A 26,362-nucleotide genomic window follows, 5' to 3' on the forward strand; every position below is an offset into this window, starting at 1 on the left:
TCTCCCGCTGCCTCATCTCGATGACATGCAGAAGTGCGCCAAGGACTACGCGAACCGCGGGGCGCAGAACGCCGACTTCCTGGTCGCCGACGTGTCGGACCGCGACGCGGGCTGGTGCGCACAGCCGGCCCACGGCGGCCATGACAACTTCTGGACCGACCAGAAGGCCGCCGCCTCGCTGAAGTTCTATACAAGGACCACATGGTCGACTGGTTCTTCGGGCACATGGACCAGGTGGCGAACGCGCACATCGCCGGCCTGCTGTTCTGCGCGGGGCAGCAGGAGCAGACCTCGGTCGAGACCGACGGCCGAAACCCGATCAACAAGACGATCGCCTATCGCCACGCCGGGGGCACAGCCCTCAAGTAGGCACTGGAGAGGGGGAACGGCCGGACGCCAGTAGCCTTGCCCGGTGCCGGCCTGAGCCACGGGACCTTGTGTGGGCCACGCGCTCCGCCCGCCACCGGAGGCCGGTACGCTGTACCCGCCCCGCCCCAGGTGGGACGGGGCGAGGTGGGTTGCCCGAGCGGCCTAAGGGAACGGTCTTGAAAACCGTCGTGGCAGCGATGTCACCGTGGGTTCAAATCCCACACCCACCGCAGGTGAACGGCCCCTGACCAGGCAACTTGGTCGGGGGCCGTTCTCGTATGGTCGCACCGCGATTGCCCGTGGTTCCCCGTAACTTCCCGCTCGATCGGGCACGTGAGGGGCACGCCAGCCTCGCGGCATGACCGCACAGCCACGGATCGGCTCCCTCCGGGCTCGACGTATCCCCGATTACCCGCAGCACGACCGCGACTTTCTTGAGTACATGCTCGACTGCGCGAAGCCCGTGACTGGCGACGACGGTACGGCGTACTGATCTTCAGCTTGCGCCTCGTCGAGCCCCCTTCAACTCACCACTGTACGAACGACCTGGACGCCATGGGCCGCGTCTGCTCGGCTCTGCCTGGGTCGATGGTGGACGGGATGGGAGCACCCCGCGCACGCCACTACGGACTCGCAGTCGGGAACGGCGCCCCCTCCATCCCGGTGTCGGCCGATTCCCCGCCGGAGCCACGGCCTTGACCGTGGGCCGCGCCATTGCGGTGATCGGAAACGGGTTTTTCCCGGCCTACAGCTCGTAGTCGCGCGCCAGTTCCTCCCACGCGACCTCCCGCAGCCCCTCCTGCGCGTCGCATTCCGACGGCACGCGTGCGTGGGGCTGGAACCAGATGATCGTGAGGTGGCTGCCGTGCAGGACGGGGTCGCGGGACGGGGTCAGGGCCGTGGAGCGGAAGACGCCGACGCAGGCCACCGCCGGCAGCATCTCGACCGGACCGAAGGCGCCCGGGTAGTGGTCCGGGTACTCGTGCGGCGGCGGTATCAGGTGCACGGGGGCGGTCGGGTAGTCGTGTTCGGCCGATCGCAGCAGGCCTTTGATCCGCAGCTCGTTGACCGGTCTGCACGGGTAGCCGTCCAGCATCCCGCCGTACGTCGACGTCAGGCGCAGCTCCCCGAGGTCGACCCTGCGGCCGGAGGTCAGGACGAGCCGGGACAGGGTCATGATCGGCACTCTGTGGCGCTCCCATGGTGCGGGTGGTTCTGGTGGTGCGGGTGGCTCTGCTCTATGGCCGGCGGCCGGTCATCCGTGCCGCCGACGCGATCGTCGCCCGTGCCTCGCGTTCCGTGAGTCCCGTGGTGCGGGCCGCGTCCACCAAGGGGGCGACCAGCGCCGATCCGATGCCGTTCTCGTAGGCGCGGCAGGCGGCCCAGAAGAGGCGGGTGTTGCGCTGGCCCTCGTGGGCGGCGAGGACGAACTGCACGAGCCCCTGGCCCCGGTCGCCGGCCGAGGGATGGGTGGCGGGGTGGGTGGGGCGGGGCGGGGGCAGCAGCAGGTGCAGCAGGGCCGGCGGGCAGGCCGCGGGGGCGAGGTGGGCGGTGCCGGGGGCTGTGGAGTAGGTGCCGTGGTCGGTGCGGGAGCCGGGGCCGACGAGGTAGCCGCCGGCGCCCCGGATGTCGATGCCGGGGGCGAGTCGGCCCGCCGAGTTGGGCACGGCGGCGTCGGGCGGGCCGGTCAGCCACAGGTGGCGGCCGCCGCTCGGGGTCAGGACGACGACCGTGTCGGGGATCGTGAAGAGGTGGCGCAGGGCCAGTTCGCGCAGGGCCGCCGAGGAGTCCGTGCCCGACTTGGTGTCCAGGTCCACGCCGATCAGATGGTGGGGTGGCAGACCGCACGCGATGCCGTAACCCGTGGCCCAGGGCGCCGCGGCGAAGAGCTCGCGGATGCGGACGGGGTCGGTCGAGGCGTCGTAGACCCCGTGGCCGAACGCGCCGCACTCGCCGTGGCAGGGGGTGGCCAGGAGGCCGTCGTCGCGGTGGGGGGAGCGCAGGGCGGGGAGCTTGGTGCGGGACAGGGGGATGACGGCCAGCCCGCGCTCGGCGGCTGACAGGGCGTGGGCGAGGGCCAGCGTCGTGGCCTGCCGGTCGGTGGTGGCCATGTCTCCATGTTCGTACGTGTGTTCGAAAAAGGGAAGGGGTGGCGGGTGCGACGCGCCGAGGTCCTGGGATTGGCCGGAAAAGTGCCGGAACGCTTCCTCTGTTGTCCCGCTTGACGATCAAGAGTCCGGATCATCCCGCTCTTCTCCGTGAAGTCGCGAAAGGGGTTTATCGACTTGTCCTCACGCTTCAGGGGGAATAACCGCTTCCGCTCTGGTTCGCCGGGGATTCGGTGGGCAACTCTGATCTCGCGACGTCGTGCACAGCACCGGGGCGGTCGGCCAACTTCCCTGGAAACAGCCTTACTTGACGCACTACCGGTCACAGGCCGGGTTCTGGAGGAAACACCATGGCAAGCATCCGTACCGCTCGCGTCATCGCCGCCGTCTCCGCCCTCCCGCTCGCCGTCGCACTCTTCACCGGCGTCGCGGCAGCGGACAACGGCGGCTTCGCGGACGACGGATCGAACGCGGGAGTCGCGAGCATCGTGGGCAGCGGTGTCGGACACGACAACAAGGGCAACTCGTCCACGACACAGCAGAGTGCCGTCGGCTCCGGGGCGTCGAACCAGAGCAACACGGCGCAGGTCAACGGCTCCGCGTTCACGGCCATCAACCAGGGGAACAACAACACGTCCGTCAACTTCACCCCCTTGTGGTGGTGATCCGCGAGGGCTGACGGCCCTCGCCGGGGGGTGTGCTTCATGGGGTGGGACACGACCGCGCGGCGGCGCTTCGGCGCCGCCGCGCAGGCGTGTGCGCGGGCGCCTGCGGCGACCTTGACACCGCACCAGATCTGACGGACAGTCAGGAAATCTTGCGGACAAGGAGGTTGTCGCCATGACCGACGATCCGCACGACCTGACGTCCGGGCGGGAGGCCCAGGGCCCGCAGGCCTACGGCCGGGATGACGTGGTGGTCCGGTCGAAGTCCCGCGGTGCGGGTGAGCCGGCGGGTGGGCCGGGGGCCCGGGAGGCGGTCGGTCCGGTCGTCGGGCGGGAGGCGCAGGGCCCGGATGACGTGGCGGCCCCGTTGAAGTCCCGCGGTGCGAGTGCGCCGGTGCGTGAGTCCGGGACCGACGATCCGCACAGCCTGACGCCGGGCCCGGAGCCCCGCGGCCCGGAGGCGCATGGCCAGGATGATGTGGTGGCCCGCTCGACGTCCCGCGGTGCGAGTGAGTCGATGAGTGAGTCCGGGACCGACGATCCGCACGACCTGACGTCCGACCCGGAGGCACATGGCCGCGATGACGTGGTGGTCCGGTCGAAGTCCCGCGGTGCGGGTGAGCCGGCGGGTGGGTCCGGAGCCGGGGAAGCGGTCGGTCCGGTCGCGGGGCGAGAGGCCCACTGCCCGGATGGCGGGGTGGCCCCGTCGAAGGCCCTCGGCGCGAGTGAATCGGCGGGTGGGCCAGGGGCCGGGGAGGCGGTCGGTCCGGTCGTGGGGCGGGAGGACCGCGGTCCGTTCGTCAGCCGGGAGGCCCACGGTCCGTTCGTCGGCCCGGAGGCCCGTCGCCCGGTGGGTGGCGCGTCGCTCCAGGCAGGGACCGACGGTGCCGTGCCCGAGGACCACCCCCCGGCACACGATCTGCAGACCCGCCTCAAGTCCTACGAAGGGCGCCCCGCCGCTGTCTCCGCCACCGGCAAGGACCCCGTCAACCTGCCCATGATCCGCCACTGGTGCGAAGCCCTGGGTGATGCCCACCCGGCGTACACCGGCCCGGAGGCCATCGCCCCGCCCACCATGCTCCAGGCCTGGACGATGAGCGGCCTGGGCGGCCCTGGCGGCCTCGGCGGACACACCGGACGTGCCCAGGCGTACGACGAACTCCTCGCGCTCCTGGACGCGTCGGGCTGCACCTCGGTCGTCGCCACCGACTGCGAGCAGGAGTATCTCCAGCCGTTGCGCCCCGGCGACGAGATCACCTTCGACACGGTCATCGAGTCGGTCTCCGAGCGCAAGACCACCAGGCTCGGTACCGGCCACTTCGTCACGACCCGTACCGACGTCCGCGTGGGCGAGACCCTCGTAGGCACCCACCGTTTCCGCATCCTCAAGTACGCGCCCGCACAAGCGAGGAAGACCCCTCCCCGGCCCCGCCCCGTCGTCAACCGCGACAACGCCGGCTTCTGGGAGGGCGTCGAACGGCACCGGCTCCTCATCCAGCGCTGCACCGCCTGCGCGGCCCTCCGCTTCCCGTGGCTGCCTGGCTGCGCCCACTGCGGCGGCCCCGACTGGGACACGGTCGAGGCGAGCGGAGAGGGGACCGTCTACTCGTACGTCGTCATGCACCACCCGCCCTTCCCGGCCTTCGACCCTCCCTACGCCGTCGTGCTCGTCGAACTCGCGGAGGGCGTGCGGATGATCAGCAACGTGGTCGGGACGCCGTACGACAAGGTGCGGATCGGGATGCCGGTACGGCTTGCCTTCCAGTCGTACGACGGTGACCTCACCCTTCCGGTCTTCCGCGCCGCCGAGAGGGACGTCGCCGAGGAGGCCGCCGTATGAGAACGGGCGACGCGCTGCCACCCCTGGAGATCCCGATCACCCGCACCCTGATCGTCGCGGGCGCGATCGCCTCCCGGGACTACCAGGACGTGCACCACGACCCGGAGTCGGCCCGGCAGAAGGGCTCCCCGGACATCTTCATGAACATCCTGACGACGAACGGCCTGGTGGGGCGCTACATCACCGACCACTTCGGCCCGCGGACCGTGCTCAAGAAGGTGGCCATCAGGCTGGGCGCGCCCAACTACCCCGGCGACACCATGGTGCTGAGCGGGACCGTGGAGACCGTCGAAGGCACCACCGCGACGGTCCGGATCGTCGGATCCAACGGCATCGGCAACCACGTGACGGGGACGGTCACCTTCTCCCTGAAGGACGCCGAATGAGCACACGCGCGCGTGACCGGCTCGGCGGCCTGGCCGCGATCGCCGGCGTCGGGGCCACGGAGTTCTCCAAGGACTCCGGCCGCAGCGAACTGCGCCTGGCCGCCGAGGCGGTCCGCGCGGCGCTCGACGACGCCGGGCTCACCGCGGCCGACGTGGACGGCATGGTCACCTTCACCATGGACACCAGCCCGGAGATCACCGTCGCCCAGGCCTGCGGGATCGGCGAGCTGTCCTTCTTCTCCCGCGTCCACTACGGCGGCGGCGCGGCCTGCGCGACCGTCCAGCAGGCGGCGCTCGCGATCGCGGCGGGCGTGGCCGAGGTCGTGGTCTGCTACCGCGCCTTCAACGAACGCTCCGGCCGCCGTTTCGGCTCCGGCGTTCAGCACCGCGAGCCCTCCGCCGAGGGAGCCGCCCTCGGCTGGCCCCTGCCCTTCGGCCTGCTCACCCCCGCCTCCTGGGTGGCGATGGCCGCCCAGCGCTATCTGCACACCCACGGCCTCGGTCCGGAGGCCTTCGGGCAGGTGGCGGTGACCGGCCGCGCGTACGCCGCCACCAACCCGGCCGCCTGGTTCCACGGCCGCCCCATCACCCTCGCCGACCACGCGTCCTCCCGCTGGATCGTCGAGCCGCTCAGGCTCCTGGACTGCTGCCAGGAGACCGACGGCGGCCAGGCGATCATCGTCACCTCGCTCGCACGCGCGCGTGACCTCCCGAACCCGCCCGCCGTCATCACGGCCGCCGCCCAGGGCGCGGGCCGCGCCCAGGAGCAGATGACCAGCTTCTACCGCGACGACCTCACCGGTCTCCCCGAGATGAACGTCGTCGCCCGCCAGCTGTGGCGGACCTCGGGCCTGGCCCCCGAGGACATCGACGTGGCGATCCTGTACGACCACTTCACCCCGTTCGTCCTGATGCAGCTGGAGGAGTTCGGCTTCTGCGGGCGTGGCGAGGCCGCGGACTTCGTACGCCGGGCCGCGCTCCCCCTCAACACCCACGGGGGCCAGCTGGGCGAGGCCTACCTCCACGGGATGAACGGCATCGCGGAAGCCGTACGACAACTGCGGGGGACGGCCGTGAACCAGGTGCCGGAGGCGGGGCGGGTGCTGGTGACGGCGGGGACGGGGGTACCCACGTCCGGGCTGGTGCTCACCGTGGACGGGTAGCCCTCAGACGGGTAGCCCCCAGGGGTGATCCCGCAGTAGACGGGCCCTGCTCGTCCACCTTCAGGAGGTGCAGTCAGCCCCACTTCTACAACCTGAGGGGGAGTCCTCTTCGGGACCTGTGGCCGATGAGCGGGGGGTGGTCGCGAATCTAGCGTGGAGCCATGACCACACCCGTCTGCACCAGCGCTTCGAAGGCCGCCGTACCGGCGACGCAGACCCTCGCGTACCCCTCGTTCGCCTCGTACGTGAAGGCCCGCCAGCCGGTGCTGCTGCGTACCGCCCGGTCGCTGACCGCGAACCCGAGCGACGCCGAGGACCTGCTGCAGACCGCCCTGACCAAGACCTACGTCGCCTGGGAGCGCATCGAGGACCACCGGGCCCTCGACGGATACGTGCGCCGGGCCCTGCTGAACACCCGCACCTCGCAGTGGCGCAAGCGCAAGGTCGACGAGTTCGCGACCGACGAGATCCCCGAGCCCGAACCCGTGCCCGGCGGCGACGACCCCGCCGAGCAGCAGGCGCTGCACGACGCCATGTGGCGGGCGATCATGAAGCTGCCGGCCCGGCAGCGGGCCATGGTCGTCCTCAGGTATTACGAGGACCTCAGCGAGGTGCAGACGGCCGAGGTGCTCGGGGTCTCCGTCGGCACCGTGAAGTCGGCGGTGTCGCGGGCGCTGGGCAAGCTCCGCGAGGACCCCGAGCTGGTGCTCGCCCGCTAGGAGCGGCCAGGCGCGGCCCCCGTCAGGAGCAGCCAGGCACAGCTGGGAACAGCCAGGAACACCGGGGAACCGTGGGTGACGGCCGGCCGTTGTGAGGGCATCGTGACGTGATCGATCGCCCGGCTCTAGTGACATACCGCGCGGTATGTGCGCAGAATCGGCGCAACCCTTACTACCGCGTAGGCAATGTCGCCCCGGGAGGACGCCGTGCTGAGCACGATGCAGGACGTACCGCTGCTGATCTCCAGGATCCTGACCCACGGGTCGTCGATCCACGGCACCTCACAGGTGACCACCTGGACCGGCGAGCCCGAGCCCCACCGCCGCTCCTTCGCCGAGATCGGCGCCCGGGCCGCCCAGCTGGCGCACGCCCTGCGCGAGGACCTCCAGGTCGCCGGGGACGAGCGGGTGGCGACCCTGATGTGGAACAACGCCGAGCACGTCGAGGCCTACTTCGCGATCCCCTCCATGGGCGCGGTCCTGCACACCCTCAACCTCCGCCTCCCGGCCGACCAGCTGGCCTTCATCGTGGGCCACGCCGCCGACCGGGTCGTCATCGCCAACGGCTCGCTGCTCCCCCTGCTCGCCCCGCTGCTCCCGCACCTCAAGACGGTCGAGCACGTGGTGGTCTGCGGCCCCGGCGACCGTACGGCCCTCGACGGCTCCCACGCGCGCGTGCACGAGTACGAGGACCTCATCGCCGGCAAGCCCACCACGTACGACTGGCCCGAGCTGGACGAGCGCCAGGCCGCCTCCATGTGCTACACCTCCGGCACCACGGGCGACCCCAAGGGCGTGGTCTACAGCCACCGTTCGATCTATCTGCACTCCATGCAGGTCAACATGGCGCAGTCGATGGGTCTGACCGACCAGGACACCTCGCTGGTGGTCGTCCCCCAGTTCCACGTCAACGCCTGGGGCCTCCCGCACGCCACCTTCATGACCGGCGTCAACATGCTGATGCCGGACCGCTTCCTGCAGCCCGCCCCCCTCGCCGAGATGATCGAGCGCGAGAAGCCGACCCACGCGGCCGCCGTCCCCACCATCTGGCAGGGGCTGCTCGGCGAGCTCACCGCCAAGCCCCGTGACGTCTCCTCCCTCACCCAGGTCACCATCGGCGGCTCGGCCTGTCCGCCCTCCCTGATGGAGGCCTTCGACGCGCTGGGCATGCGGGTCTGCCACGCCTGGGGCATGACGGAGACCTCGCCGCTCGGCACCATCGCCCGCCCGCCGGCCCATGTGGTCGGCACACCCGAGGAGTTCGCGTACCGCCTCACCCAGGGCCGCTTCCCGGCCGGCGTCGAGGCCCGCCTCACCGGCCCCGGCGGCGAGCGCCTGCCCTGGGACGGCGAGTCCGCGGGCGAGCTGGAGGTCCGCGGCCCCTGGATCGCCGGCGCCTACTACAACGGCCCGGACGCCGAACCCCTGCGCCCCGCCGACAAGTTCAGCGAGGACGGCTGGCTGAAGACGGGCGACGTCGGCACGATCTCGGCCGACGGCTTCCTCACCCTCACCGACCGCGCCAAGGACGTCATCAAGTCCGGCGGCGAGTGGATCTCCTCGGTCGAGCTGGAGAACGCCCTGATGTCCCACCCGGACGTCACCGAGGCCGCCGTCGTCGCCGTCCCCGACGACAAGTGGGGTGAGCGCCCCCTGGCCACGGTCGTCCTCAAGGAGGGCTCCACCGCCGACTTCGAGTCCCTGCGCGCCTTCCTGGCGAGCGATGTCTGCAAGATCGCCAAGTGGCAGCTCCCGGAGCGCTGGTCGATCATCGAGGCCGTCCCGAAGACGAGCGTCGGAAAGTTCGACAAGAAGGTGCTGCGCAGGCGGTACGCGGAGGGGGAGCTGGACATCACCCAGCTCTGACCACAGCGCCGGGAGACCCGGAGGACATGGCGGTCAGGGCGCCCTGAACGAGAACCGGGGGCCCTGACCGCCGTACCGTGTCCGTCCTCGCCGTACCGCATTTGTCATCGCCGTACCGAAGTGGCGATCCAGCCCAGCGTGAGCCAGACCCCCGCCACCGCGCACACCCCGCCCCAGCCCCACCATCCGTACGCCGACCCCGCCAGTGCGGACGCCGTCGCGCCGCCCGCGAACCCGGCCACGACATACGCCGTGTTGGCGGTGGCCGGGGTCGAGGTCGTCGTCAGGGCGAGGGTCTGGTTGGCGACGTGGGAGGCGACCAGGGCCGCGTGGACGGCGATCGCCGCGACGAACAGGGCCCACATGACGTGTCCGCCGAGCCAGAACAGCGGTACGGACACGGCCGCGAGCAGATACGCCGACCGTACGACCCTGGCGGCGCCGAAGCGGTCCACGAACCCGCCGGCCAGTGGCGCCACGACGCTCGCGGCCAGCCCGAAGAGGCCGAAGAGCCCGGCGGTCGCGGTCGACAGGCCGTACCCAGGGCCGGTCAGCAGGAGGGCCAGCGAGGTCCACAGCGCGCTCCAGGCGCCGTACATCCCTGCCTGCCGCACGCACGCGCGCCACAGGTCGGGCGAGCGGCGCACGACGGACGGCAGGGTGGTCAGGCCCGAGAAGAGCGGGCCGGAGCGGCGCGTCCGTTCCGCCGGCAGGGCGTACGCCGTCGCGAGCCCGAGGACGGCCGTCAGGGCGGCCGCGCCCACGAACACCACCCGCCAGCCGAAGGCCTGTCCGATCAGCCCGCCGAGCACCCGGGCCGCGACGACCCCGGTGAACAGGCCGGCGATGACGGCAGCGACATGGCGGGCCCGGCGGTCGGCGGGGGCCCGCTGGGCGACCAGCGGGACCAGCAGCTGGGGGACGACGGTGGCCGCGGAGGCGACCAGGACAGCGGCGGCGAGGGCGGTGGTGCCGGTGGCGAGCGCGGCGGCGGTCAGGGCCGCGGTGGTCACGAGCGAGAGGGCGGCGACCAGGCGCCGCCGGTTCACGCTGTCGCCGAGCGGCGCGAAGACGAGCAGGCCGAAGGCGTAGCCGAACTGCGCGACCGAGGCGACCCAGGCCACCGCGGCGGGGGTCGAGCCGTAGTCGCGGGCGATGAGGGGGAGCAGCGGGGCCGCGAGATAGATGTTGGCGGCCGTGACGGCGGTGCAGACGGCGATGAGGACGAGGAGGAGCGAATCCGCGCGCCGGGCGGGGGCCTGGGTGGACCGTCCGGTGGTGACGGTTGCTGTCGGCATGACCGGGGGACCCTTCGAGTCAGGTCTAACAACTAACTGGTTGGTTGGTCGAACGGCTCAACAGTCTGGGAAGGCTTCCCATTCCCTGTCAACCAAATAGTTGGTTACTTGCCTGGCGTGCCCCTACCCTGGCCCCATGGCAGCAACCAGGGACCCCGAGGCCACCCGAGCCCGGATCTTCGAGGCGGCGGTCGCCGAGTTCGCCCGGCACGGCATCGCGGGCGCCCGCATCGACCGCATCGCGGCTCAGGCCAAGGCCAACAAGCAGCTGATCTACGCCTACTTCGGCAACAAGGCGGAACTGTTCACGAAGGTGCTGGGCAAGGCCATGCTCGACCTCGCGGTCGCCGTCCCGGTCGACCCGGACGACATCGAGAACTGGATCGACCGCCTCATGGACTACCACGAGGCCCACCCCGAGGTGCTGCGGCTGCTCTTCTGGGAGGGCCTGGAGTACGGCTCCGGCACCGAACTCCCCGACGAGGCCGAGCGCCAGGAGCACTACCGCCTCAAGGTCGAGACCCTCCGGGACGGCCAGGCCCGCGGTGTGGTCACCGACGCCATCCCACCCCGCGACCTGCTGTTCCTGCTGATCGCCGTGGCCAACTGGGCCGCGGTGGTCCCGCAGATGAAGCGGATCCTGGTGGGTGGGGAGCCCGCGGACCGGGAACGGCTACGGGCGTCGGTGCGAGAGGCGGCACGGCGGCTGGTGGCCGATTAGAGGTGTTGCGGGGCGCGGGGAAGGGCCGTTGGGGACGGGCGGAAGGGCCATTTGGGGGCCACTTGGGGGCGCGCGGAAGGCTTTTCAGGGGGGCGCGCAGGGGCTTTCGGGGGCGCGGGTAGGGGCTGTTAGGGGCGCGGGGAACTGCGCGACCAGCCACGACGGCGCCGCAGCCGCCGGACGACCCGCAACGCCCCCTCGGACGGCGCCTCAAGAACCGACGGCGCCCTCAGTTCGTCCCGATCCTGGCCAGCAGATCCACGATCCGCGCCTGAACCTCCGCACTCGTCGACCGCTCGGCAAGGAACAGAACCGTCTCCCCGGACGCCAGCCGAGGCAGATCCGCCTGATCCACAGCCGCCGTGTACACCACCAACGGCGTCCGGTTCAGCTGCCCGTTCGCCCGCAACCAGTCCACGATCCCCGCCCTGCGCCGATGCACCTGCATGAGATCCATCACGACCAGGTTCGGCCTGAGCTGCCCCGCCAACGTCACCGCGTCCGCGTCGCTGGCCGCGCGGGCGACCTGCATCCCCCGCCGCTCCAGCGTCGCGGTCAGCGCCAGCGCGATCTCCGCGTGCTCCTCGATCAGCAGCACCCGCGGTGGGTGCTGCTCGGTGTCCCGGGGCGCCAGCGCCTTCAGCAGGACGGCGGGATCGGCGCCGTACGCCGCCTCCCGCGAGGCCTGGCCGAGCCCGGCGGTCACCATGATCGGCACCTCGGACGCCACCGCCGCCTGCCTGAGCGACTGGAGCGCGGTCCGCGTGATCGGCCCGGTGAGCGGGTCCACGAACAGCGCGGCCGGGAACGCCGCGATCTGCGCGTCGACCTCCTCGCGCGACTGCACGACGACGGGCCGGTACCCACGGTCGCTGAGCGCCTGCTGGGTCGTCACGTCCGGCGCGGGCCACACCAGCAGCCGCCGCGGGTTGTCCAGCGGCTCCGGGGGCAGTTCGTCGTCCATCGGCTGCGGCCGCGGGGTGTCCGGGATCTCGACGGCCCCACCGGGACCGTCCAGCGGTTCGGGCCCCTCGGCGGCGTTCTCGTCCGGTGCCCCTATGGCGTACGACCGCCCGGCCGCCTCGGTGGCGTGCGCGAGCCGCGACTGCCCGGCGAGCGACGGCTGCGGTGCCTGCGCCGGTGCGGACACCGCTTGCTCGGCCGCCGGACGCGTTCCCGTCTCCGGGGTCGCGGCGGCAGCGGGGTCGGGCCGGGTGCCGAGCTTGCGCCGCCGCCCCGACCCACCGGACTGGTGCGGAGGAGGCGTGGCCGTCCCCGGCTGCTGCACCTGGGCCGCCTGCCGGGTGAACGGAACTCCCTGACCGAGGGTGCGCACGCTGATCGCCCGGCCCTGGGTGGAGTTCGGGTCGACGGGCGCGGCGGGTGCCACCGCGGCTTCGGCGGGCAGCGGCTGCGCCGACGGCGTGCCGGGCGGCGGAGCGGCCTGACCGGCTTCGGGAGCCTGCGCGGGCTGGGGCGCGGCCTGGTTCGGGGGTACGGCGGTGGCGGCGCCGTTCGCCGGTACGGGGACGCCGGCACCGGAGGCGTCGTGGCCACCGGGCCATGGCTGGGAAGCGGCCGGTGCCGGTGCCGGTGCCGGCACCTGTGCCTGGGGTGCCTCGGCGGGGAGCGGCATGCCGGGGGCCGGTGCGGGAAGGTCCGGGGCCGCGGGGAGCGGCGAGGCCGGGGCGGGTGCGGCCTGCGGGATCAGGCCGGCCTGTCCGGTCGCGTTCTGCACGGCGACGCCCGGGAACTGGGCCGGCGGCACCGCGCCGGGGACCTGCTGGGCCGGTGCCGTAGGAACTCCCACGGGCACGGGCCGACCGGCGGCGGCTGCCGGGACACCCTGCCCGGACTGAGCCTGGGCCTGGGCCTGGGCCTGGGCTTGAGCCTGGACCCCCTGCGCGGGCGTACCGGCCGTCGCCTCCGCGGGCTGGGCCACGGCCCGTCGACGGCGGCCCGTCGGCGCGTTGGTGGGGTGCGGCTGCGGCGGGGTGTGGTCGTCGGCCTGGTCGTGCGGCACGGCATCGTGCCGGCCTTCGTCACCGTGAACGTCGGCGGGGTGGGGCTGCGCGAGGCCGTTGGCGGGAACGGGGGCCGGAGCCTGACCCGGGGCCTGGACCGGGCCGGGCACCTGCGCGTTCGCGGGGACCTGGGCCTGACCGGGTGCCGGAATCTGACCCGGCAGCAGTCCTTGACCGGGGACCGGCACCTGTCCCTGACTCGCCACCGGCACCTGTCCAGGAAGCGGCCCCTGTCCCGCGACCTGGCCCGGGATCTGCCCGTGGGCCTGTCCCGGAACCTGCCCCGGCACCGCAGCCTGTCCCTGTACTTGGCCCTGCCCCTGTCCCGGGACCGGAGCCTGCGCCTGAGCCTGCACCTGAGCCGGTCCCGTCGGGTCCGTGCCGTCGGCCGGTCGGTCCGCGTCGGCGGGCGGGAGGGCGAACACCGAGCGGGGGGCGGCCTCCTGCGCCGCCGCGCGCTCGGAGGCGGCCGCGAGGGCGCGCCGCCGCCGTCCGTCCTGCTGCGGTGTGCCGTCACCGGACGGGCCCTGCCCGGCGATCTGGAGCTGCCCCTGCGGCCGGCCCGCCTCGGCGGAGCCGCCCGCGGGCAACGCCGCCGGCAGCGCGTGCTGTTCGCCACCGTCCTGCCGGGCCCGGTGCCCGGCGGGTACGGGCACGCCCTGCGGCGGCACGGTCCCGCCCAGGCCGGTGCCCGCGGCCGCGGAACCGGCGCCGTGCTCGGAGGCCATCACCACGGCGCCCTCGGCCACCCCGGCTTCGGCGCCCTCGGCACCTTCGGCGGGCCGCCCGCGGCGCCGCCCGGTACCGCCGGAGCCGTCCCCGTCGTCGCCGGAGGCCTGCGCCGGTACGGACACCTGCTGCTGGTCCTGCTCGCCCGCCGCCCGCCGCCTGCGCCGCCCGGTGGGCGCGACGGAGTCGTCGGTCCCGGAGGGGACGTCGGCGTCCAGGAAGGAGTCGGTGGAGGAGCGCCGGGCCCGCCGCCGTCCGCCGCCCTCGGCCGGGGCGCTCTCGACGGGGGCGCCCTCCTGGGGCCCGGCCTCCAGCGCGGCCGGACCGGGAACCGCGACGGCCCCCGCGCCACCGCCGATGGGCACTTCGAGGACGTACGCGCTGCCGCTCATGCCGGGCACCTCGTGCGTCTGGAGCACACCGCCGTGAGCGCGCACGATGCCCCGCACGATCGGCTCGTGCACCGGGTCTCCCCCGGCGTACGGCCCGCGCACCTCGATGCGCACGCTCTCGCCGCGCAGCGCGGCCGCGACCACGACCGTGTTGTCCATGTAACCGCCCGCGGACACGGGAGAGTTCCCGGTCGCGTCGACCCCGGCCACGTCCGCGATGAGATGCGCGAGCGCGGTCGCGAGGCGCTGGGCGTCGACCTCGGCCTCGATGGGCGGCGCGTGCACGGCGAACTGGACGCGCCCCGGCCCGATGAGCTCGACCGCGCCGTCCACACCGGCGGCGACGACCGCGTCGAGCATGACGTTCGTACGGACGACGACGTCGGTGCCCGCGTCGAGGCGCTGGTAGCCGAGGACGTTGTCGATGAGGTTGGTGATGCGGGAGTAGCCGGCCGAGAGGTGATGCAGGACCTGGTTGGCCTCGGGCCACAGCTGTCCGGCGTCGTCGGCGGCGAGCGCGGACAGTTCGCGCCGCAGTTCGTCGAGGGGCCCGCGCAAGGAGCGTCCCAGCAGCGTCAGTAGTTGGTCGTGCCGACCGGCGAGGGCCTCGTAGCGGTCCTTCTCGCGTTCCCCGAGAGCGGCGTAGCGCTCCTCGCCCGCGGCGATCTCCTCGTCGTGGCGCTCCTGGAGCTCCTCCAGCTCGGTGATGTGCTTCTGGCGCAGCGCGGTCAGCTCGGAGGCGTGCTCCTCCTCCAGCCGCTCCAGCTCCTGCGCGTGGGCCTTCTCCGCGGTGGACTTCTCGTCGGCGAGAGCGTCGTAGGGCCGCCGGTCGGTGAAGGTGAGCACGGCGCCGACGAGCTGGTCGCCGTCGCGCACGGGCGCGGTCGTCAGGTCGACCGGGACCTTGTCGCCCTTCTTTGACCACAGCACCTGCCCGCGCACCCGGTGCTTGCGTCCGGAGCGCAGGGTGTCGGCGAGCGGGGACTCCTCGTACGGGAAGGGGGTGCCGTCCGCGCGTGCGTGCAGGATGAGGTCGTGGAGCTCGCGGCCGCCGAGGTCGCTGGCCCGGTAACCCAGTATCTGAGCGGCCGCCGGGTTGACGAGCACGATCCGCCCGTCGGTGTCGGTCCCCACGACACCCTCCGAGGCGGCCCGCAGGATCATCTCGGTCTGCCGCTGCGAACGGGCCAGCTCGGCCTCGGTGTCGACGGTCCCCGTCAGATCCCGTACGACGAGCATGAGCAGTTCGTCGCCGCTGTAGCCGTAACCGTCGTAGGCCTGCTGGCCGTTCTCCAGGTTGGCGCTGGTGACCTCGACGGGGAACTCGCTGCCGTCGGTCCTGCGCGCCACCATCCGGGTCGGCTTGGTCCGCCCGCGCGGGTCCATGTGGTCGGGCCGCCGCATGGAGCCCGGGATGAGCCGTGAGTCGAAGTGGGGCAGCAGATCGAGCAGCCCGCGCCCGACCAGCGCGGTGCCCGGCGCCTCGAAGGCCTCCAGCGCGATGGTGTTGGCGTTGACGACGGTCCCATTGGCGTTGACCAGCACCAACGCGTCGGGAAGCGCGTCGAGTATGGCTGCGAGGCGAGCAGCGCCTCGGGATGGCCTGCTGCTCACGAGACGCTTCCTCCCTGTTACCGCACCTTGCCGACCGCTCGGGCCATCTTGCCAAGGGGCCCGCGACGTGTCACGCGAGGGAGTCTAAGCGCAGCGCCTGCGCGGGGGTGCCGGATGAGAGGGAGGTCGCACGACGAAGTGAAGTAGAACGTGTGACCGCCTCCCGGAGGCTAGGTGCCCATGCCGGGGAGGAGCGGCACGAACCGGTCCCAGCGGGCGGTCTCGCATCCGTTGCTCCGGTCGAACCGGGCGTCCACGGGTCGACCGGCCCAGGTCCCCGTGACATGGGCGGTGGCGGGACCGCCGTAGAGCATCGTGCAGACGCTGCCCTCGGGGACGGGGGCGAAGGTGTCGCGCCCCCACCGGGTGTTCTTGTCCAGCCCGGCGCACGCGCCCACGGGGTCGGGGTGGGTGCCGCGCGCGGGGTGACAGTCGACCTCGAAGGTCCCGTCGGCCCCGCTGCCCGCGTCCCGGACGGTGACGGTGAGGTGGTCGCCGGCCTCGGTGTACGCCGAGGCGGGGACGGGCGCCAGGGCGGCGAGGAACAGGGGGAGCGGGATCGAGCGGGCGAGCCGGCGGAACGGGGTGACGTATGACATGCCCTGACTAACGGCGGACGAGGCCGGACGTTGCGCGGAAGCACTTTGCCCTGCGCCCCGCCTGCCTAGTACCGTGGGAGCCGATTGGTGGCGCGACCTTCGGCTGTGTCATCATCTGCACGCACCACTCGCGCTCGCGCGGGCGGCTGTGCTGGAGGCGTCGCCTAGTCCGGTCTATGGCGCCGCACTGCTAATGCGGTTTGGGACTTCAATCCCATCGAGGGTTCAAATCCCTCCGCCTCCGCGCAAGATCACCGAAGCCCCGGTCCGAGCGACCGGGGCTTCGTCGTTCCCGGCCGTTCCCGGTCGTTCCGGATCTCGCTCAGATGTACGTTTCCGCAGCTCACAACGGGTATGGCAAACGGATTTCACATGCGAGCGGCAGTCATGTAATGTTCTTCCTGTCGCCGCGAGCGGCCCGGAAGGGCAAGAAACGGCGAGAAAACAGAACAAGCACTCGTAGCTTAACGGATAGAGCATCTGACTACGGATCAGAAGGTTGCAGGTTCGAATCCTGCCGAGTGCACAGCACGTCAGAGGCCCTGTGGAGTGATCCACAGGGCCTCTGCTTTATGTCTTGACGGCAGTGTTTGACGGCAACCGCCTTTGGAAGTCGATCAGACGGCTACCGGGACACCGGCCGCGCCGTCGTCATCGTCCGGGTCGTTGCCGTCACCCCTTAGAGCATCCCCGACGCGATCGAACGCGGAGCGCTGCGAATCGAGCCGTACGAACGTGTAGATGTCCATGGTCACGCGGATCGAACTGTGGCCGAGGACTTCCATGATCATGCGGGCGTCGGCGCCCTGTTCGTGGAGGAGCGAGGCGCAGGTGTGTCGAAGGTCGTGGAAGCGGACCTTGCGGACGCCGGCCCGTAGGGACAGCGCCTCGAAGGAGCGGTTCAGGTTGCGTGGCTCGATCGGGGTCCCGTTCTTCGTCGTGAAGACCAGACCGTGCCCCGTCCCCTTCCAGTTGTCGCCCGCACTCTTCCGATCGGCGACTTGCTGGGCGCGCTGAGCACGGAGCGCCGTCACGCACTCGGACGGCAGGGCCACGCGTCGCGCCGAGCGCTGCGTCTTCGGAGCCACGATCAGCAGCTCACCGCCGACCCGCTGTAGAGCCTGTCGGACGGTGAGGACGCCGTCGTGAAGGTCGAGATCCGACCAGCGCAGGCCCAGCAGCTCACCGCGACGCAGGCCGATGCGCACCGCCAGCTCGTACGCGGCCCAAAGCCGGTTGTCACGAGCCGCCGCCAGGAGCTGACGGCCCTCCTTGACCGTCAGTGGTTCGATCTCGCGCTTCGTTCCCATGCTCAGCTCCACGTTCCGAGCCACGTTGCGGGGCAACTCGTCTTCTCGTACGGCGTGCTGGAGAGCGGCACGCATGATCACCAGCAGAAAGCGCACAGTACGGTCCGAGGGGAGTTTCTTGCAGCACTTACCGAGGGCGCAGCAGCGCCGCTTGTGCTCCGGACGCTTCTTGTCCTTGCCCTGCGCGCAGCACTGGCAGGTGACGGCCGTCTTCGCGAGGAAGGCGCGGATGTCGCGGGCGGTCAGCCGGACCAGCTTCTTCCGGCCGAACTCCGTGGTGACGTAGTTGCGAACGAGCGATTCGTAGTTGACGTAGGTCGTCCGGCGGACCTTGCCCTGCGCAACGTTCGTCAGCCAGTAGGCCAGATACTCGGCAATCGTCATCTTGTTGGTGGCGACCGGGAGCCCACTGAGGGAGTTCGCCTTGAGCTTGGTGAGCTTCTCGTGGGCGTCATCCCAGGTCTTGCCGTAGACGCTGCGCCGCTTGTATGTGCCGTCTGTCGTGAGGACGTACGCGCTTCCCTCCCAACGACCGTCCTTGCGCAGGTAGATGGTGCCCTCGTTGTTGGCGTTCTTCTTCGACTGGGCCATCAGGCGGCTTCCTGTTCGGTACGGAGGGAGATGTACGAGTCCACGGCGGCTTCGCTGATGCGTCGGCAGCGGCCGATCTTGAAGGAGGCGAGTTCGCGGGAGCGGATCAGGTCGTGGACCTTCCAGCGGCTGATGCCGAGACGCTCGGCGACCTGGTCCACGGTGAGCACGGCCGTCGTCATGCAGGCAGCAGCCCTTCCTGTTTGGCGCGTTGGGTGAGGGCGATGTCGTGGCGGACCTGGGCAGCGAGGAGTTCTTCGCCGGGGCTGTAGCCACTGCTGAGGTAGGTCCAGGAGGAAGCAGTGACGAGGGTGGTGTTCTCGTCCTCGACGGGGAGGCCGGCCCGGATGCGGGCGGCTTCGGCCTGAGCCGTTCGCCAGGCGCGGCGTACATCGCGGAGTGCGCCCAGGGTGGTCGAGTAGGCGCGCGACTTGCTGGAGAAGTGGCCGCGGAAGCCGAGCATGTGAGCCCACTTCCAGAGCTTGAGGTGGGCGAACTCGGGGAGGTGGCCGAGGGCCCAGGCGGTGCGGATCATCTGCCGGGCGTGCTGCTGGACGGGGAGGTCTGTGAGGGGTTCGGCTTGGCCGGTGCCGTCGCAGTCGGCGCACAGGTCGCGGAATCCGTCCGGGCCGCGTACGTAGCCGCGTCCGACGCAGGGGCGGCATACGAGGGTGCGGTCCACGGTGCCCGCGCCTTCGGCGTTCTTGGTCGCGTACTTGGCCACGTATCCGGCGACCTTGGCATCCGTGAGTTCGCCGTCCCCCAAGGCGGAGATCTGGTCCACCTTGAAGCGGTCGCCCCACCGGATGATGCGTTCGCCGACCGCGTCCGACTCGACCGTGAGCCGGGCCCGCTCGACCGCCAGGCCGACGGCGACCCGGAGGGTATCGAAGGTTGCCCAGGCCGGGGGCGAGGTGGTGTGGCCATCGGGCCCGTCGAAGCGGACGACCGCGTGGAAGTGGACCAGGCCGCGTTGTTGGTATTCGGCGACCTTGGCGAAGGAGACGCGGAGAGCCGCGTTGAGTGCCTTCTGCGTCATGCTGAGGTGTTCGGCGAGGGCGCGGCGCAGGTAGGTGGTGAAGCGTGCCCACAGAGCCCCGGCGTGAGCGTTCCACAACACGGCCCCGGCATAGTCGTAGCTCGTTGGACGGAGTGGGGTGCCGAGTTCGGGAGCGTCCTGGAGGTGGCTCTCGCCGCATGCGCAGGGGCGGGGCTTGCCCGCGTCGGTCGTCGGACGGTTGTGGACGGGGCCGAAGGACGGGGCGGTGAGGGTGACGAATGCACGAGGGTGGTCGCGGACGGCTTCGGCGACGTTCTTGCCGCCGGACAGTCCGGCCTTGATCAGGTGGTAGGTGTCGGCCGCGTAGACGCGGGAGCAGGAGGGGCAGCGGGAGGCGCGGCGGTTGCCGCAGGTGGTGAGGAGGCGTCCGGAGGGTTCGTCCTCGGAGCGGTAGGAGCGGACCACTTGCTTGGTGGTCTGGTCGGTGGTGACTGTCCAGCCGTGCAGGTTGACGGGACTGGTGCAGCCGCGAAGGTCGCGGATCTGTTCGGCGACTCGGTCGAAGTCGTCCGTGTTGGCCAGTTCGACCAGGTGCCGCAGGCCGGGGCTGATGACGTGGCGCAGGTCGAGGGGGCGGCGCATGAGTGGCGGAGAGTCCTTTCTGGCACGAGGGTGGGCCTGCGGGCAGCAGCGATTCAGTGCGCTCGGGCTGCTGCCCGCAGGCATGGCAGGTCGGGCCCAGGGGTGGGCGGCGGTGGGAAGTGCCGGAGAGGCCGGCGAAGGGGAGCAGCCGCTACAGAGCGGCGTGCAACGCGGTGGCCATGGGCAGGCCGATCCCGAGTCGCGTTTTGAGCTGGGCTGCCGTGATCGGTTCACCGTGCTCGGTGTGGTGAGACGTTGCGATGGAGCGTGCTTCGGTCAGCAGCGGCTCAGGAACCTTGATTGCGGGTGAAGCGGGAGCCGGGGCGATCTGAGGAGCGACCGAGGCCGGGGCAGGAACGGTGAGCGGCACCGCAGGACGGGAGACGTCGGAAGTCGTCTCAGGCTCCGACCCGATCGCGTTCGGCAGGGGAGTTGATGCGGCGGGGCGCGCAACAGTGTGGAAGGCGCGCAGGAGCTGCGGGCCGACGGTGCCCCAGCCGAGGAGGAGCAGCGGGGCGACCGCGTCGACGGCGGCACGGCCGTAGTGTCCGGCGACGATCGGTTCGGCGACGTTGAGGGCGAGGGTCAGCAGTCCGGAGAAGTGCATGAGGCGCGTGGCAGACGTCATCTGCTCTGCTGGGAGACCGCGTAGAGAGAGGTAGCGGAGTGCGACCAGGAGGCCGACCACGGATAGGTCCACCATCGGGGCGATGAGCGGTGCGATCGGGCGGGGCACGCCGAGGCGCAGGGCGAGGGACCAGACGTTGCCGAAGGAGAAGACGAATGCCAGCGCGGCAATGACGATCATGACGGCGGTGATGGTGCGCTGTGTGATCCGGTCTTCTGCCATGAGTGTTCACCTCCTCTCCTGAGGTATCAGGGACGTGCGAGGGCGTACGTCGGGCTGGTCAGGCGTCGAGCTTCGTAAGATCCACATCCGCCATGCGAGGGCCGAGGACGGCTTCCAGGAGGGCGTACGGGTGGGTGGTCAGGTCGGCCGTTTCTTCGGCTATCCGAGCCGCTTCCGTGTCGGGTACGTAGGGCGTACGGATGCGGGTGAAGCCGGGTTGCGACTGGTGGTTCATCGACGCGACGCCGACGTAGGTGGGGTCCTGGAGGTTGATCGGGTTGGCGTCCGGCCATTCCCGGATCTCGTCGCCGAGAGCGGCCACGGCGGCTTCGGCGGTCTTCTGAGCGAAGCTCAGACCTACGGGGCAGACGTCGCGGATGAAGGTGGGGATCGCGTCGCCGGTGGACTTCTGAGTGGTGAGGATGACGAGTAGTCCCACGGACCGGCCCTTTTTAACCAGGTCTTCCACGAGCCGGGCGTTCTCGGCGGCGAGCGCGGCCAGCTTCTTCGTCTGCTGGTCGCTGCCCTTGTGGTCGCGGAAGTAGGTGTGTGCTTCGTCGATGATCAGTACGACGAGGGGCCAGCTCTCGGAGGGGCCGATGTCCCACATGGACTTCACGCCGAGCACGTGGCGCACCGACGCCGACCGGGCGCGGCGGAGCTCCACCAGGTGCCGGAACAGCTTGTTGGCCTCTTCCAGGTCATCCCCCACGAAGGCGAACATGCGCTGTACCCAGTCCGCGTAGTCGCCTTCATAGGCAGCCGACACCTTGCCGTCCGCGCAGGCGAACTGCACCGCAGGCGAGGGCGCCCAGTCGGAGAGGAGCCGGTTGATCAGGCTGGTCTTGCCGAAGCCGGGTAGGCCGGCCACGGTCACGCCGGGCACCTGAGTGAGGTTCACGGACACGGGCTGTGCGTACTCGTCCAGGCCCAGATCCCACTGGGCTGTCTCCTCCGGTGGCTCACCCGTGGGGTGGTGCTCGGTGGGAAACTTCAGCGGATCCAGTCGCACACCCCGGATGAGGACCTGCCCAGGACTGTCCTGGGTGACCGCCACTCGCGTGCACCGCCAGGCGTCCGCTAGGTGTGGACCCGCCTTCTGGAATTGCTGCAGCCCTACGCCAGGCAGGCACTGCGCCCGAGCGATCACTCCGTACGCGTCGTGCTTCACCTTCAGGGAGGGGATGAGGACGCGCGGCTTGATGGGCTTGCCGTTCGTGTTCGCCAGCGACGCCAGCGCGGTCGGGGTCTTGTCCGTGGCGGACAGCTTGAGCATGGGTGCGAGCCGCTTCCAGCCCCACCGCACGCGAATGGCCTGCCGTATGGACTGCCGGGTCATGGCATCGGCGCGAACGTAGCGGACCACCCACCAGACTGCCCATCCGACAAGCACGGCGAGCGCGAGGGCGACGACGAGCGGGACGTGACCGAAGATGCCTTCCGCCGGGGGGTTCGGATCCTTCATGTGCGCTTCTCCAACGGGTTGTAGAGGAAGGCCCCGAGGGCTGTTTCGAGGGCCGCCCGATCCGCCGGGCGGTCGAGGCGGGGGTAGCCGTAGCCGACGAGCACAGCCGCCACCGAGGTCACGAGTGATTCGGTGAACCGGGCATCCGGCCCGGCGTGAGGCAGCGGGTAGCTGCGCTCAGCGCCGGACCGGGAAGTGGTGCCGCTCACGCCGCCTCAGCGGCCGGGGCCACCAGGTCCAGGCGGTCCGCGCGGTAGGCGATGCCGTCCGAGAGCGAGCCGTTGAAGATGCGCGCCCACGGTGTGGCGAACAGCTCCACCGGCATGACCGGGACACCCGGCCGGAGGCCGTTGGGGAGGCCGGTTTCCGGGACGGTGATCTTCAGGGCCTCGGCACGGTCCTCTTCCATGAAGAAGAGGGTGATCGTGTAGAGCTTCGCGCCGGTCTCACGGTCGGTGGCGAACTGCGTCTTCTCCTGGTCCGCGTACTTCGGCACCGGCAGGGTGCCGACCATGAACGAGGACGTGGGGAGCAGGCCAACGCGGATGCGTGCCATGGGAGTTGAGTCCTTTCGATTGCGCTCCACCGGAGTGGTGGGGCGTGCTCTCCATTGAACATAGCAGACCTAGCAGAGTCAAGTGAATCGAGTGAGCTAGGCTTCAACTGACGTAGGCCACCTATGTCAGTGGGGTGTGCTAGGGCTGCTAGGAATCGCTACTCTTGGGCCATGAGCCCCGCGCCAGAGAGCAAGCACGATCGCCGGCCGCCCTATCAGCACGCTGCCGACGAGATTCGGCGCGACATCTTGCAGGGGCGGATCAAGCCGGGCGAGCAGATGCCGTCCATCCGCGAGCTACAAGAACGCTTCGGCGTGGCGAACATGACCGCCAGGTCCGCGCTCAACGTGCTGCGCGATGAGGGCCTGATCTACACGATCCACGGGCGGGGCAGCTTCGTCGCTGACCACAACGCCGGCGGGGAGCCCTCGGCGAACTACAACGCTCCAGCCTGGTATTTGGCGAACAAGGACGCGAGCGCTGGCCAGTCAGGGGCGAGGGAGGGAGAGCCCGACGACGCCGAAGCAGTCGAAGTCGCCGGGACCACCCTTGCCGAGGTACTCACCGCACTACGTGACGAGATCCGTGTTCTCAGTGCCGATCATCAGGAACTGCGGCGTGAGGTCGAGGAACTGAAGGCAGCTCAGCAGCCGAAGCCGCAGTCCTGAACTGGGCCACTTCCTCTCGCAACTCCCTTGTCTCTCTGCTGAGGCGAGCGACCATGGCCCGCATCTCCTCGATCAGTGCGACCACCTGATCCGTGTCCCCGCCGTGAATGCTGGTCGACCCCATTTCGTTGTCCGGTATGTGCTCGGTCATCGTTCCTCGCTTGCCACCGTGCCGTCGTTGCGTGCCGCACTCGCTCGCTCCGTCGGGGCCCGCCCGCCGCATCCGTGTCTCTCCCAGGTCGATCGACTACTTCGCTGCGGTGCTGTTCAGAGTTTCTTTACTGGATCAAGGCGGCCCGCCTGCGGCGGACCGCGCGCGCTGGCGGCCACGGGCCGCCGCCGCTCCCTGTCTCCGCCACCGCTGCGCCGGCCCCCGGCCGCTCAGCGCGCAGTACCGCCGAGTCAGACAGCCAGGGCAGGAAGCGGTTCACCCAGACCAAGGACCAGGCCGAGGCCGAGCAGGCACGACCCCGCCGCCCTGGTGACCCTCGTTCCGAAATCTGGAAACGTGGCTGATGCCGGAACAGGGTTGCTGGAGACATACATGACGGGTGCTTGTTCGGCGGACTCGCCGTCGTGGCTGACTTTCGGTGGTCCAGGTCAGAACTGTGCGCCCGATGACCGTCGTTCATCCGCCCTCCTCCCCAACGCAACGCCAGCTGACAGGGGTTGCAGCCGCACCCGAATCCGAGCACGCCGACTGCCCCGGTACCATCGGCACCGGGGTCCTGATCAGGACTTCCATGACCGGACCACCCGGAATGCTGTCCAGGCTGAGGGTGGTCCGGTCTCTTGCTGTCGGCCGCCCGCGCGAGCAGGCTCGGTGAAACGGGCCGTGGGATCAGCTCAGGGCTTTACCCACCTCGTAGATCGTTGGCCGATCTTCGGGAGCGTGGCTGAGCATCGCGTCGACCAGATCGCCCAGCTCACCGGGCGCCTTCACAGCACGGCGCCTTCCGTTCGCCACTGCTTCTCTCTGGACGGCGCGTGGAGCGTCGTCCGGGTACTCGACCGCTCGCCACCCGGTGGCTGAGATCAGGAGGGACGCCCCGAGGGCGTAAATGTCGGCCTCCTGCGTCGGCTCGGCTTCTCCGATGTCGAGCACGCTGCGAGCGATCTCTGGTGCCTCGTAGTGGACGAGGCAGCCGCGGAACGGGAAGTCGTAACTCTCAGGTACCTGCCCGCCGCGAGCTAGCGCGAGGTCGATGAGATGAGTTCGTACCGGCCCGATGATGAAGTGGGCAGGCTGCACGTCGCCGTGTGCCCAGCCCCGTACATGGAGTTCTGCCAGCGCTTCGACGCAGCCCAGTGCCACGCTGTAGTGCGGCGCGATGGATGAGCCCCGCCTGCGGCAGGGCTCCCAGATCCGGTACAGGTCTGGCCCCTCGTGCCACGGCTGGAAGTTCCAGGTTCCACGCTCCCACTCGCCGTACGCGACCTCACCCGAGCCGAGACGGTGCAGCACGGCCCCTTCGCGTGCGGGCGCAAGCGCGGTCCAGGGTTGGGCCGGCCACTCCCCAGTGGCCTCGATCGGATAGCCGAGTTTCACGGCGTAGTGACCACGGGGGCCGTCCACCTCCCAGACCGTGGAGCCCCGACGGCTCAGGACCAGCCGCTGTTCCGTGGGCATGAGCGCGTCGAGCACCACAATCGGCATTTCAGGGGTTGAGTCGGACAACGTCCTCTCTCCTTCCGGCGACGCGGCCGACCACCAACCCGGGCCGACCGCACCGCTGTTGTCTGGTGCTACGCGTCACCGTAGGGACGGCCGCAGTCCGAGTCGCACTGTGCGAGGTTCGTGCCGTCGACGGTCCACAAGTCGTCGAAGACCGCGAATCCAGCGGCCTTCATGGCACGGGCCGAGCCCGCGACCTTCTCCGGGTCGCGGGCCCCGCCTCCCGGCTTCGGGTTGTGATGCAGGAAGCGGCCCGCGTACCGCTCACACAGCTGGGCGTACTCCTTGGTGTGCAGGATGAGTGCGTGAAGGCCGAGGTCGACATCGTCCGAAGGGACCATGGAAACGGTGGCAGTTGCCGCCGTGACCACGAAGGCCACCGCCTGGTCCGCGATCCGCTCGGCACGCTCGGCCGACTCGCTGTTGTGGGTGACCACGAAGTGGGCGAGGCTCTCGAACAACTCCTCACCTGCGACCGCGCGACCGGTCCTCTGCACGCTCGCCGTTGCTGTCATGTGCCGTCTCCTCATGTGAAGTGGTGCAGGGCACTTACCTGCCGCCTCGATCGCCGAGTTCAACTCGAAGGCGATCGCCAGCGGGATCGGAGGCCGGCCCCGAACGGGGACGGGGAGCCGTACGTGGCACCCGCTCGGGGCGGCCGGTCTAGTACTGGCCGGTGCCGAGGGCCATGCCGATCACCAAGCCGCACGAGCCGCTGATGCAGATGATGAACAGGACCCCGGCATACCGGCCGACGGCGCGCATCACAGCCCGACCCGACTGTTGCCGTTCCTCGTTGCCAGACGGGCGTTCAGTTCTTCCCGAGCGCTGAGCGCGACGACGTTGTCCGGCATGGCATCCCACTCCCTGCCTCCAGGGATTGGCCGCATCTGCACGCGACCGCCGATCTCACCCATGACGACGCCGATGCGTCTGCTGGCACTGTCCTTCGCCAGTTCGCCGATGCCTGGCCTGGTCTGCTGGTTGCTCGCCATGCACACGAGCTTCGTGCCGACCACCAGGACGTCGGAACCACCGACAATCCCCACTTCAGGACGTCCCGCGTCGGGTAGAACGTCCCTAGTGCCGTCCCCGGATGTTAGGAGAGATT

24 protein-coding genes and 3 tRNA genes are annotated in these 26,362 nt (G+C 70.5%); 12 read left to right on the forward strand and 15 right to left on the reverse strand.

Features of this window, described 5'->3' with window-relative positions; translation table 11 throughout:
* Window positions 1-201 precede the first annotated feature (201 nt).
* Entirely contained in the window at window positions 202-369 is a 168-nt protein-coding gene (locus AQI94_RS45720) for a hypothetical protein (RefSeq protein ID WP_225890247.1), read from the forward strand.
* 143 nt (window positions 370-512) lie between these two features.
* Window positions 513-599, forward strand: a tRNA-Ser gene (locus tag AQI94_RS23710).
* A gap of 515 nt (window positions 600-1,114) precedes the next feature.
* Here the strand turns inward: AQI94_RS23710 and AQI94_RS23715 are convergent.
* Window positions 1,115-1,546, reverse strand: a complete 432-nt coding sequence (locus AQI94_RS23715; RefSeq protein ID WP_031050743.1) for a hypothetical protein — start codon at window positions 1,544-1,546, stop codon at window positions 1,115-1,117.
* A 61-nt stretch (window positions 1,547-1,607) separates the two neighbouring features.
* Window positions 1,608-2,480, reverse strand: a complete 873-nt coding sequence (locus AQI94_RS23720; RefSeq protein ID WP_062229916.1) for a bifunctional DNA primase/polymerase — start codon at window positions 2,478-2,480, stop codon at window positions 1,608-1,610.
* A 347-nt stretch (window positions 2,481-2,827) separates the two neighbouring features.
* Between AQI94_RS23720 and AQI94_RS23725 the strand changes: the two genes are divergently transcribed.
* The 6 genes from AQI94_RS23725 (at window position 2,828) to AQI94_RS23755 (ending at window position 9,116) form a co-directional block, all read left to right on the forward strand.
* Complete coding sequence (locus tag AQI94_RS23725; protein WP_031049272.1) at window positions 2,828-3,142, forward strand: hypothetical protein; 315 nt, start codon at window positions 2,828-2,830, stop codon at window positions 3,140-3,142.
* Between the two features lie 889 nt (window positions 3,143-4,031).
* The gene (locus AQI94_RS23735; RefSeq protein ID WP_031049276.1) at window positions 4,032-4,982 is read left to right on the forward strand and encodes a bifunctional MaoC family dehydratase N-terminal/OB-fold nucleic acid binding domain-containing protein; all 951 of its coding nucleotides are present in this window, start codon (window positions 4,032-4,034) and stop codon (window positions 4,980-4,982) included.
* Window positions 4,979-5,368, forward strand: a complete 390-nt coding sequence (locus AQI94_RS23740) for a MaoC family dehydratase (RefSeq protein ID WP_031049278.1) — start codon at window positions 4,979-4,981, stop codon at window positions 5,366-5,368. Before AQI94_RS23735 ends, AQI94_RS23740 begins: the two co-directional genes overlap by 4 nt.
* A complete protein-coding gene (locus AQI94_RS23745) occupies window positions 5,365-6,531 on the forward strand; it encodes a lipid-transfer protein (RefSeq protein WP_031049280.1) in 1,167 nt (388 codons plus the stop codon). Before AQI94_RS23740 ends, AQI94_RS23745 begins: the two co-directional genes overlap by 4 nt.
* Window positions 6,532-6,692: 161 nt before the next feature.
* Complete coding sequence (locus tag AQI94_RS23750; RefSeq protein ID WP_031049282.1) at window positions 6,693-7,250, forward strand: SigE family RNA polymerase sigma factor; 558 nt, start codon at window positions 6,693-6,695, stop codon at window positions 7,248-7,250.
* A 186-nt stretch (window positions 7,251-7,436) separates the two neighbouring features.
* Window positions 7,437-9,116: a long-chain fatty acid--CoA ligase gene (locus AQI94_RS23755; RefSeq protein ID WP_031049284.1), complete on the forward strand. Its 1,680-nt coding sequence runs from the start codon at window positions 7,437-7,439 to the stop codon at window positions 9,114-9,116.
* Window positions 9,117-9,220: 104 nt separating this feature from the next.
* On the opposite strand, the gene AQI94_RS23760 is transcribed toward AQI94_RS23755, so the two are convergent.
* Window positions 9,221-10,414: an MFS transporter gene (locus tag AQI94_RS23760; RefSeq protein WP_031049286.1), complete on the reverse strand. Its 1,194-nt coding sequence runs from the start codon at window positions 10,412-10,414 to the stop codon at window positions 9,221-9,223.
* A 136-nt stretch (window positions 10,415-10,550) separates the two neighbouring features.
* On the opposite strand from AQI94_RS23760, the gene AQI94_RS23765 reads away from it, so the two are divergent.
* Window positions 10,551-11,135: a TetR family transcriptional regulator gene (locus tag AQI94_RS23765; protein ID WP_031049287.1), complete on the forward strand. Its 585-nt coding sequence runs from the start codon at window positions 10,551-10,553 to the stop codon at window positions 11,133-11,135.
* A 229-nt stretch (window positions 11,136-11,364) separates the two neighbouring features.
* Here AQI94_RS23765 and AQI94_RS23770 read toward each other — a convergent pair whose 3' ends face one another.
* Entirely contained in the window at window positions 11,365-15,894 is a 4,530-nt protein-coding gene (locus tag AQI94_RS23770) for a PAS domain-containing protein (protein WP_107119430.1), read from the reverse strand.
* A gap of 170 nt (window positions 15,895-16,064) precedes the next feature.
* Window positions 16,065-16,493 carry an SSI family serine proteinase inhibitor gene (locus AQI94_RS23775; protein WP_031041404.1) on the reverse strand — a complete coding sequence of 143 codons (429 nt, stop codon included), beginning with the start codon at window positions 16,491-16,493 and terminating at the stop codon, window positions 16,065-16,067.
* A 153-nt stretch (window positions 16,494-16,646) separates the two neighbouring features.
* Here AQI94_RS23775 and AQI94_RS23780 point away from each other — a divergent pair.
* Both AQI94_RS23780 and AQI94_RS23785 read left to right on the forward strand, forming a co-directional pair.
* Window positions 16,647-16,737 (forward strand) — tRNA-Ser (locus AQI94_RS23780).
* A gap of 209 nt (window positions 16,738-16,946) precedes the next feature.
* Window positions 16,947-17,019: transfer RNA gene (locus AQI94_RS23785), tRNA-Arg, on the forward strand.
* A 91-nt stretch (window positions 17,020-17,110) separates the two neighbouring features.
* Here the strand turns inward: AQI94_RS23785 and AQI94_RS23790 are convergent.
* The 7 genes from AQI94_RS23790 to AQI94_RS23820 form a co-directional block, all read right to left on the reverse strand.
* The gene (locus tag AQI94_RS23790; protein WP_031041408.1) at window positions 17,111-18,394 is read right to left on the reverse strand and encodes a site-specific integrase; all 1,284 of its coding nucleotides are present in this window, start codon (window positions 18,392-18,394) and stop codon (window positions 17,111-17,113) included.
* Window positions 18,394-18,576: a helix-turn-helix domain-containing protein gene (locus AQI94_RS23795; protein ID WP_031041410.1), complete on the reverse strand. Its 183-nt coding sequence runs from the start codon at window positions 18,574-18,576 to the stop codon at window positions 18,394-18,396. The genes AQI94_RS23790 and AQI94_RS23795 overlap by 1 nt, the downstream gene beginning before the upstream one ends.
* Entirely contained in the window at window positions 18,573-20,036 is a 1,464-nt protein-coding gene (locus tag AQI94_RS23800) for a replication initiator (protein WP_031041413.1), read from the reverse strand. Before AQI94_RS23800 ends, AQI94_RS23795 begins: the two co-directional genes overlap by 4 nt.
* A 151-nt stretch (window positions 20,037-20,187) precedes the next feature.
* The gene (locus AQI94_RS23805) at window positions 20,188-20,886 is read right to left on the reverse strand and encodes a DUF2637 domain-containing protein (protein WP_031041416.1); all 699 of its coding nucleotides are present in this window, start codon (window positions 20,884-20,886) and stop codon (window positions 20,188-20,190) included.
* A 58-nt stretch (window positions 20,887-20,944) separates the two neighbouring features.
* Window positions 20,945-22,351: an FtsK/SpoIIIE domain-containing protein gene (locus AQI94_RS23810; protein WP_031041419.1), complete on the reverse strand. Its 1,407-nt coding sequence runs from the start codon at window positions 22,349-22,351 to the stop codon at window positions 20,945-20,947.
* Window positions 22,348-22,560 (reverse strand): hypothetical protein, encoded by a 213-nt coding sequence (locus tag AQI94_RS23815; RefSeq protein WP_031041422.1) that lies wholly within the window; start codon window positions 22,558-22,560, stop codon window positions 22,348-22,350. Before AQI94_RS23815 ends, AQI94_RS23810 begins: the two co-directional genes overlap by 4 nt.
* Complete coding sequence (locus AQI94_RS23820) at window positions 22,557-22,907, reverse strand: SCO3933 family regulatory protein (protein WP_031041424.1); 351 nt, start codon at window positions 22,905-22,907, stop codon at window positions 22,557-22,559. The genes AQI94_RS23815 and AQI94_RS23820 overlap by 4 nt, the downstream gene beginning before the upstream one ends.
* A 171-nt stretch (window positions 22,908-23,078) precedes the next feature.
* Here AQI94_RS23820 and AQI94_RS42350 point away from each other — a divergent pair, with 171 nt between their 5' ends.
* Window positions 23,079-23,576 carry a GntR family transcriptional regulator gene (locus AQI94_RS42350; protein ID WP_063760154.1) on the forward strand — a complete coding sequence of 166 codons (498 nt, stop codon included), beginning with the start codon at window positions 23,079-23,081 and terminating at the stop codon, window positions 23,574-23,576.
* Window positions 23,577-24,417: 841 nt separating this feature from the next.
* On the opposite strand, the gene AQI94_RS23830 is transcribed toward AQI94_RS42350, so the two are convergent.
* The 3 genes from AQI94_RS23830 to AQI94_RS23840 form a co-directional block, all read right to left on the reverse strand.
* The gene (locus AQI94_RS23830; RefSeq protein WP_031041430.1) at window positions 24,418-25,254 is read right to left on the reverse strand and encodes a protein kinase family protein; all 837 of its coding nucleotides are present in this window, start codon (window positions 25,252-25,254) and stop codon (window positions 24,418-24,420) included.
* 68 nt (window positions 25,255-25,322) lie between these two features.
* Window positions 25,323-25,766 carry a glycine-rich domain-containing protein gene (locus AQI94_RS23835; protein ID WP_031041433.1) on the reverse strand — a complete coding sequence of 148 codons (444 nt, stop codon included), beginning with the start codon at window positions 25,764-25,766 and terminating at the stop codon, window positions 25,323-25,325.
* A 249-nt stretch (window positions 25,767-26,015) separates the two neighbouring features.
* A complete protein-coding gene (locus AQI94_RS23840) occupies window positions 26,016-26,246 on the reverse strand; it encodes a hypothetical protein (protein WP_031041437.1) in 231 nt (76 codons plus the stop codon).
* Between the last annotated feature and the right edge of the window lie 116 nt (window positions 26,247-26,362).

Origin of the sequence: Streptomyces pseudovenezuelae (genome assembly GCF_001513955.1) — a bacterium.
Taxonomy (GTDB): Bacteria; Actinomycetota; Actinomycetes; order Streptomycetales; family Streptomycetaceae; genus Streptomyces; species Streptomyces pseudovenezuelae.

Excerpts from the sequence above, each read along its gene's own strand:
- AQI94_RS45720 (WP_225890247.1), top strand. The coding sequence starts at position 202 with ATGGTCGACTGGTTCTTCGGGCACATGGACCAGGTGGCGAACGCGCAC.
- AQI94_RS23715 (WP_031050743.1), bottom strand. The coding sequence starts at position 1,546 with ATGACCCTGTCCCGGCTCGTCCTGACCTCCGGCCGCAGGGTCGACCTC.
- AQI94_RS23720 (WP_062229916.1), bottom strand. The coding sequence starts at position 2,480 with ATGGCCACCACCGACCGGCAGGCCACGACGCTGGCCCTCGCCCACGCC.
- AQI94_RS23725 (WP_031049272.1), top strand. The coding sequence starts at position 2,828 with ATGGCAAGCATCCGTACCGCTCGCGTCATCGCCGCCGTCTCCGCCCTC.
- AQI94_RS23740 (WP_031049278.1), top strand. The coding sequence starts at position 4,979 with ATGAGAACGGGCGACGCGCTGCCACCCCTGGAGATCCCGATCACCCGC.
- AQI94_RS23745 (WP_031049280.1), top strand. The coding sequence starts at position 5,365 with ATGAGCACACGCGCGCGTGACCGGCTCGGCGGCCTGGCCGCGATCGCC.
- AQI94_RS23750 (WP_031049282.1), top strand. The coding sequence starts at position 6,693 with ATGACCACACCCGTCTGCACCAGCGCTTCGAAGGCCGCCGTACCGGCG.
- AQI94_RS23755 (WP_031049284.1), top strand. The coding sequence starts at position 7,437 with ATGTCGCCCCGGGAGGACGCCGTGCTGAGCACGATGCAGGACGTACCG.
- AQI94_RS23760 (WP_031049286.1), bottom strand. The coding sequence starts at position 10,414 with ATGCCGACAGCAACCGTCACCACCGGACGGTCCACCCAGGCCCCCGCC.
- AQI94_RS23765 (WP_031049287.1), top strand. The coding sequence starts at position 10,551 with ATGGCAGCAACCAGGGACCCCGAGGCCACCCGAGCCCGGATCTTCGAG.
- AQI94_RS23775 (WP_031041404.1), bottom strand. The coding sequence starts at position 16,493 with ATGTCATACGTCACCCCGTTCCGCCGGCTCGCCCGCTCGATCCCGCTC.
- AQI94_RS23790 (WP_031041408.1), bottom strand. The coding sequence starts at position 18,394 with ATGGCCCAGTCGAAGAAGAACGCCAACAACGAGGGCACCATCTACCTG.
- AQI94_RS23795 (WP_031041410.1), bottom strand. The coding sequence starts at position 18,576 with ATGACGACGGCCGTGCTCACCGTGGACCAGGTCGCCGAGCGTCTCGGC.
- AQI94_RS23800 (WP_031041413.1), bottom strand. The coding sequence starts at position 20,036 with ATGCGCCGCCCCCTCGACCTGCGCCACGTCATCAGCCCCGGCCTGCGG.
- AQI94_RS23805 (WP_031041416.1), bottom strand. The coding sequence starts at position 20,886 with ATGGCAGAAGACCGGATCACACAGCGCACCATCACCGCCGTCATGATC.
- AQI94_RS23810 (WP_031041419.1), bottom strand. The coding sequence starts at position 22,351 with ATGAAGGATCCGAACCCCCCGGCGGAAGGCATCTTCGGTCACGTCCCG.
- AQI94_RS23820 (WP_031041424.1), bottom strand. The coding sequence starts at position 22,907 with ATGGCACGCATCCGCGTTGGCCTGCTCCCCACGTCCTCGTTCATGGTC.
- AQI94_RS42350 (WP_063760154.1), top strand. The coding sequence starts at position 23,079 with ATGAGCCCCGCGCCAGAGAGCAAGCACGATCGCCGGCCGCCCTATCAG.
- AQI94_RS23835 (WP_031041433.1), bottom strand. The coding sequence starts at position 25,766 with ATGACAGCAACGGCGAGCGTGCAGAGGACCGGTCGCGCGGTCGCAGGT.
- AQI94_RS23840 (WP_031041437.1), bottom strand. The coding sequence starts at position 26,246 with ATGGCGAGCAACCAGCAGACCAGGCCAGGCATCGGCGAACTGGCGAAG.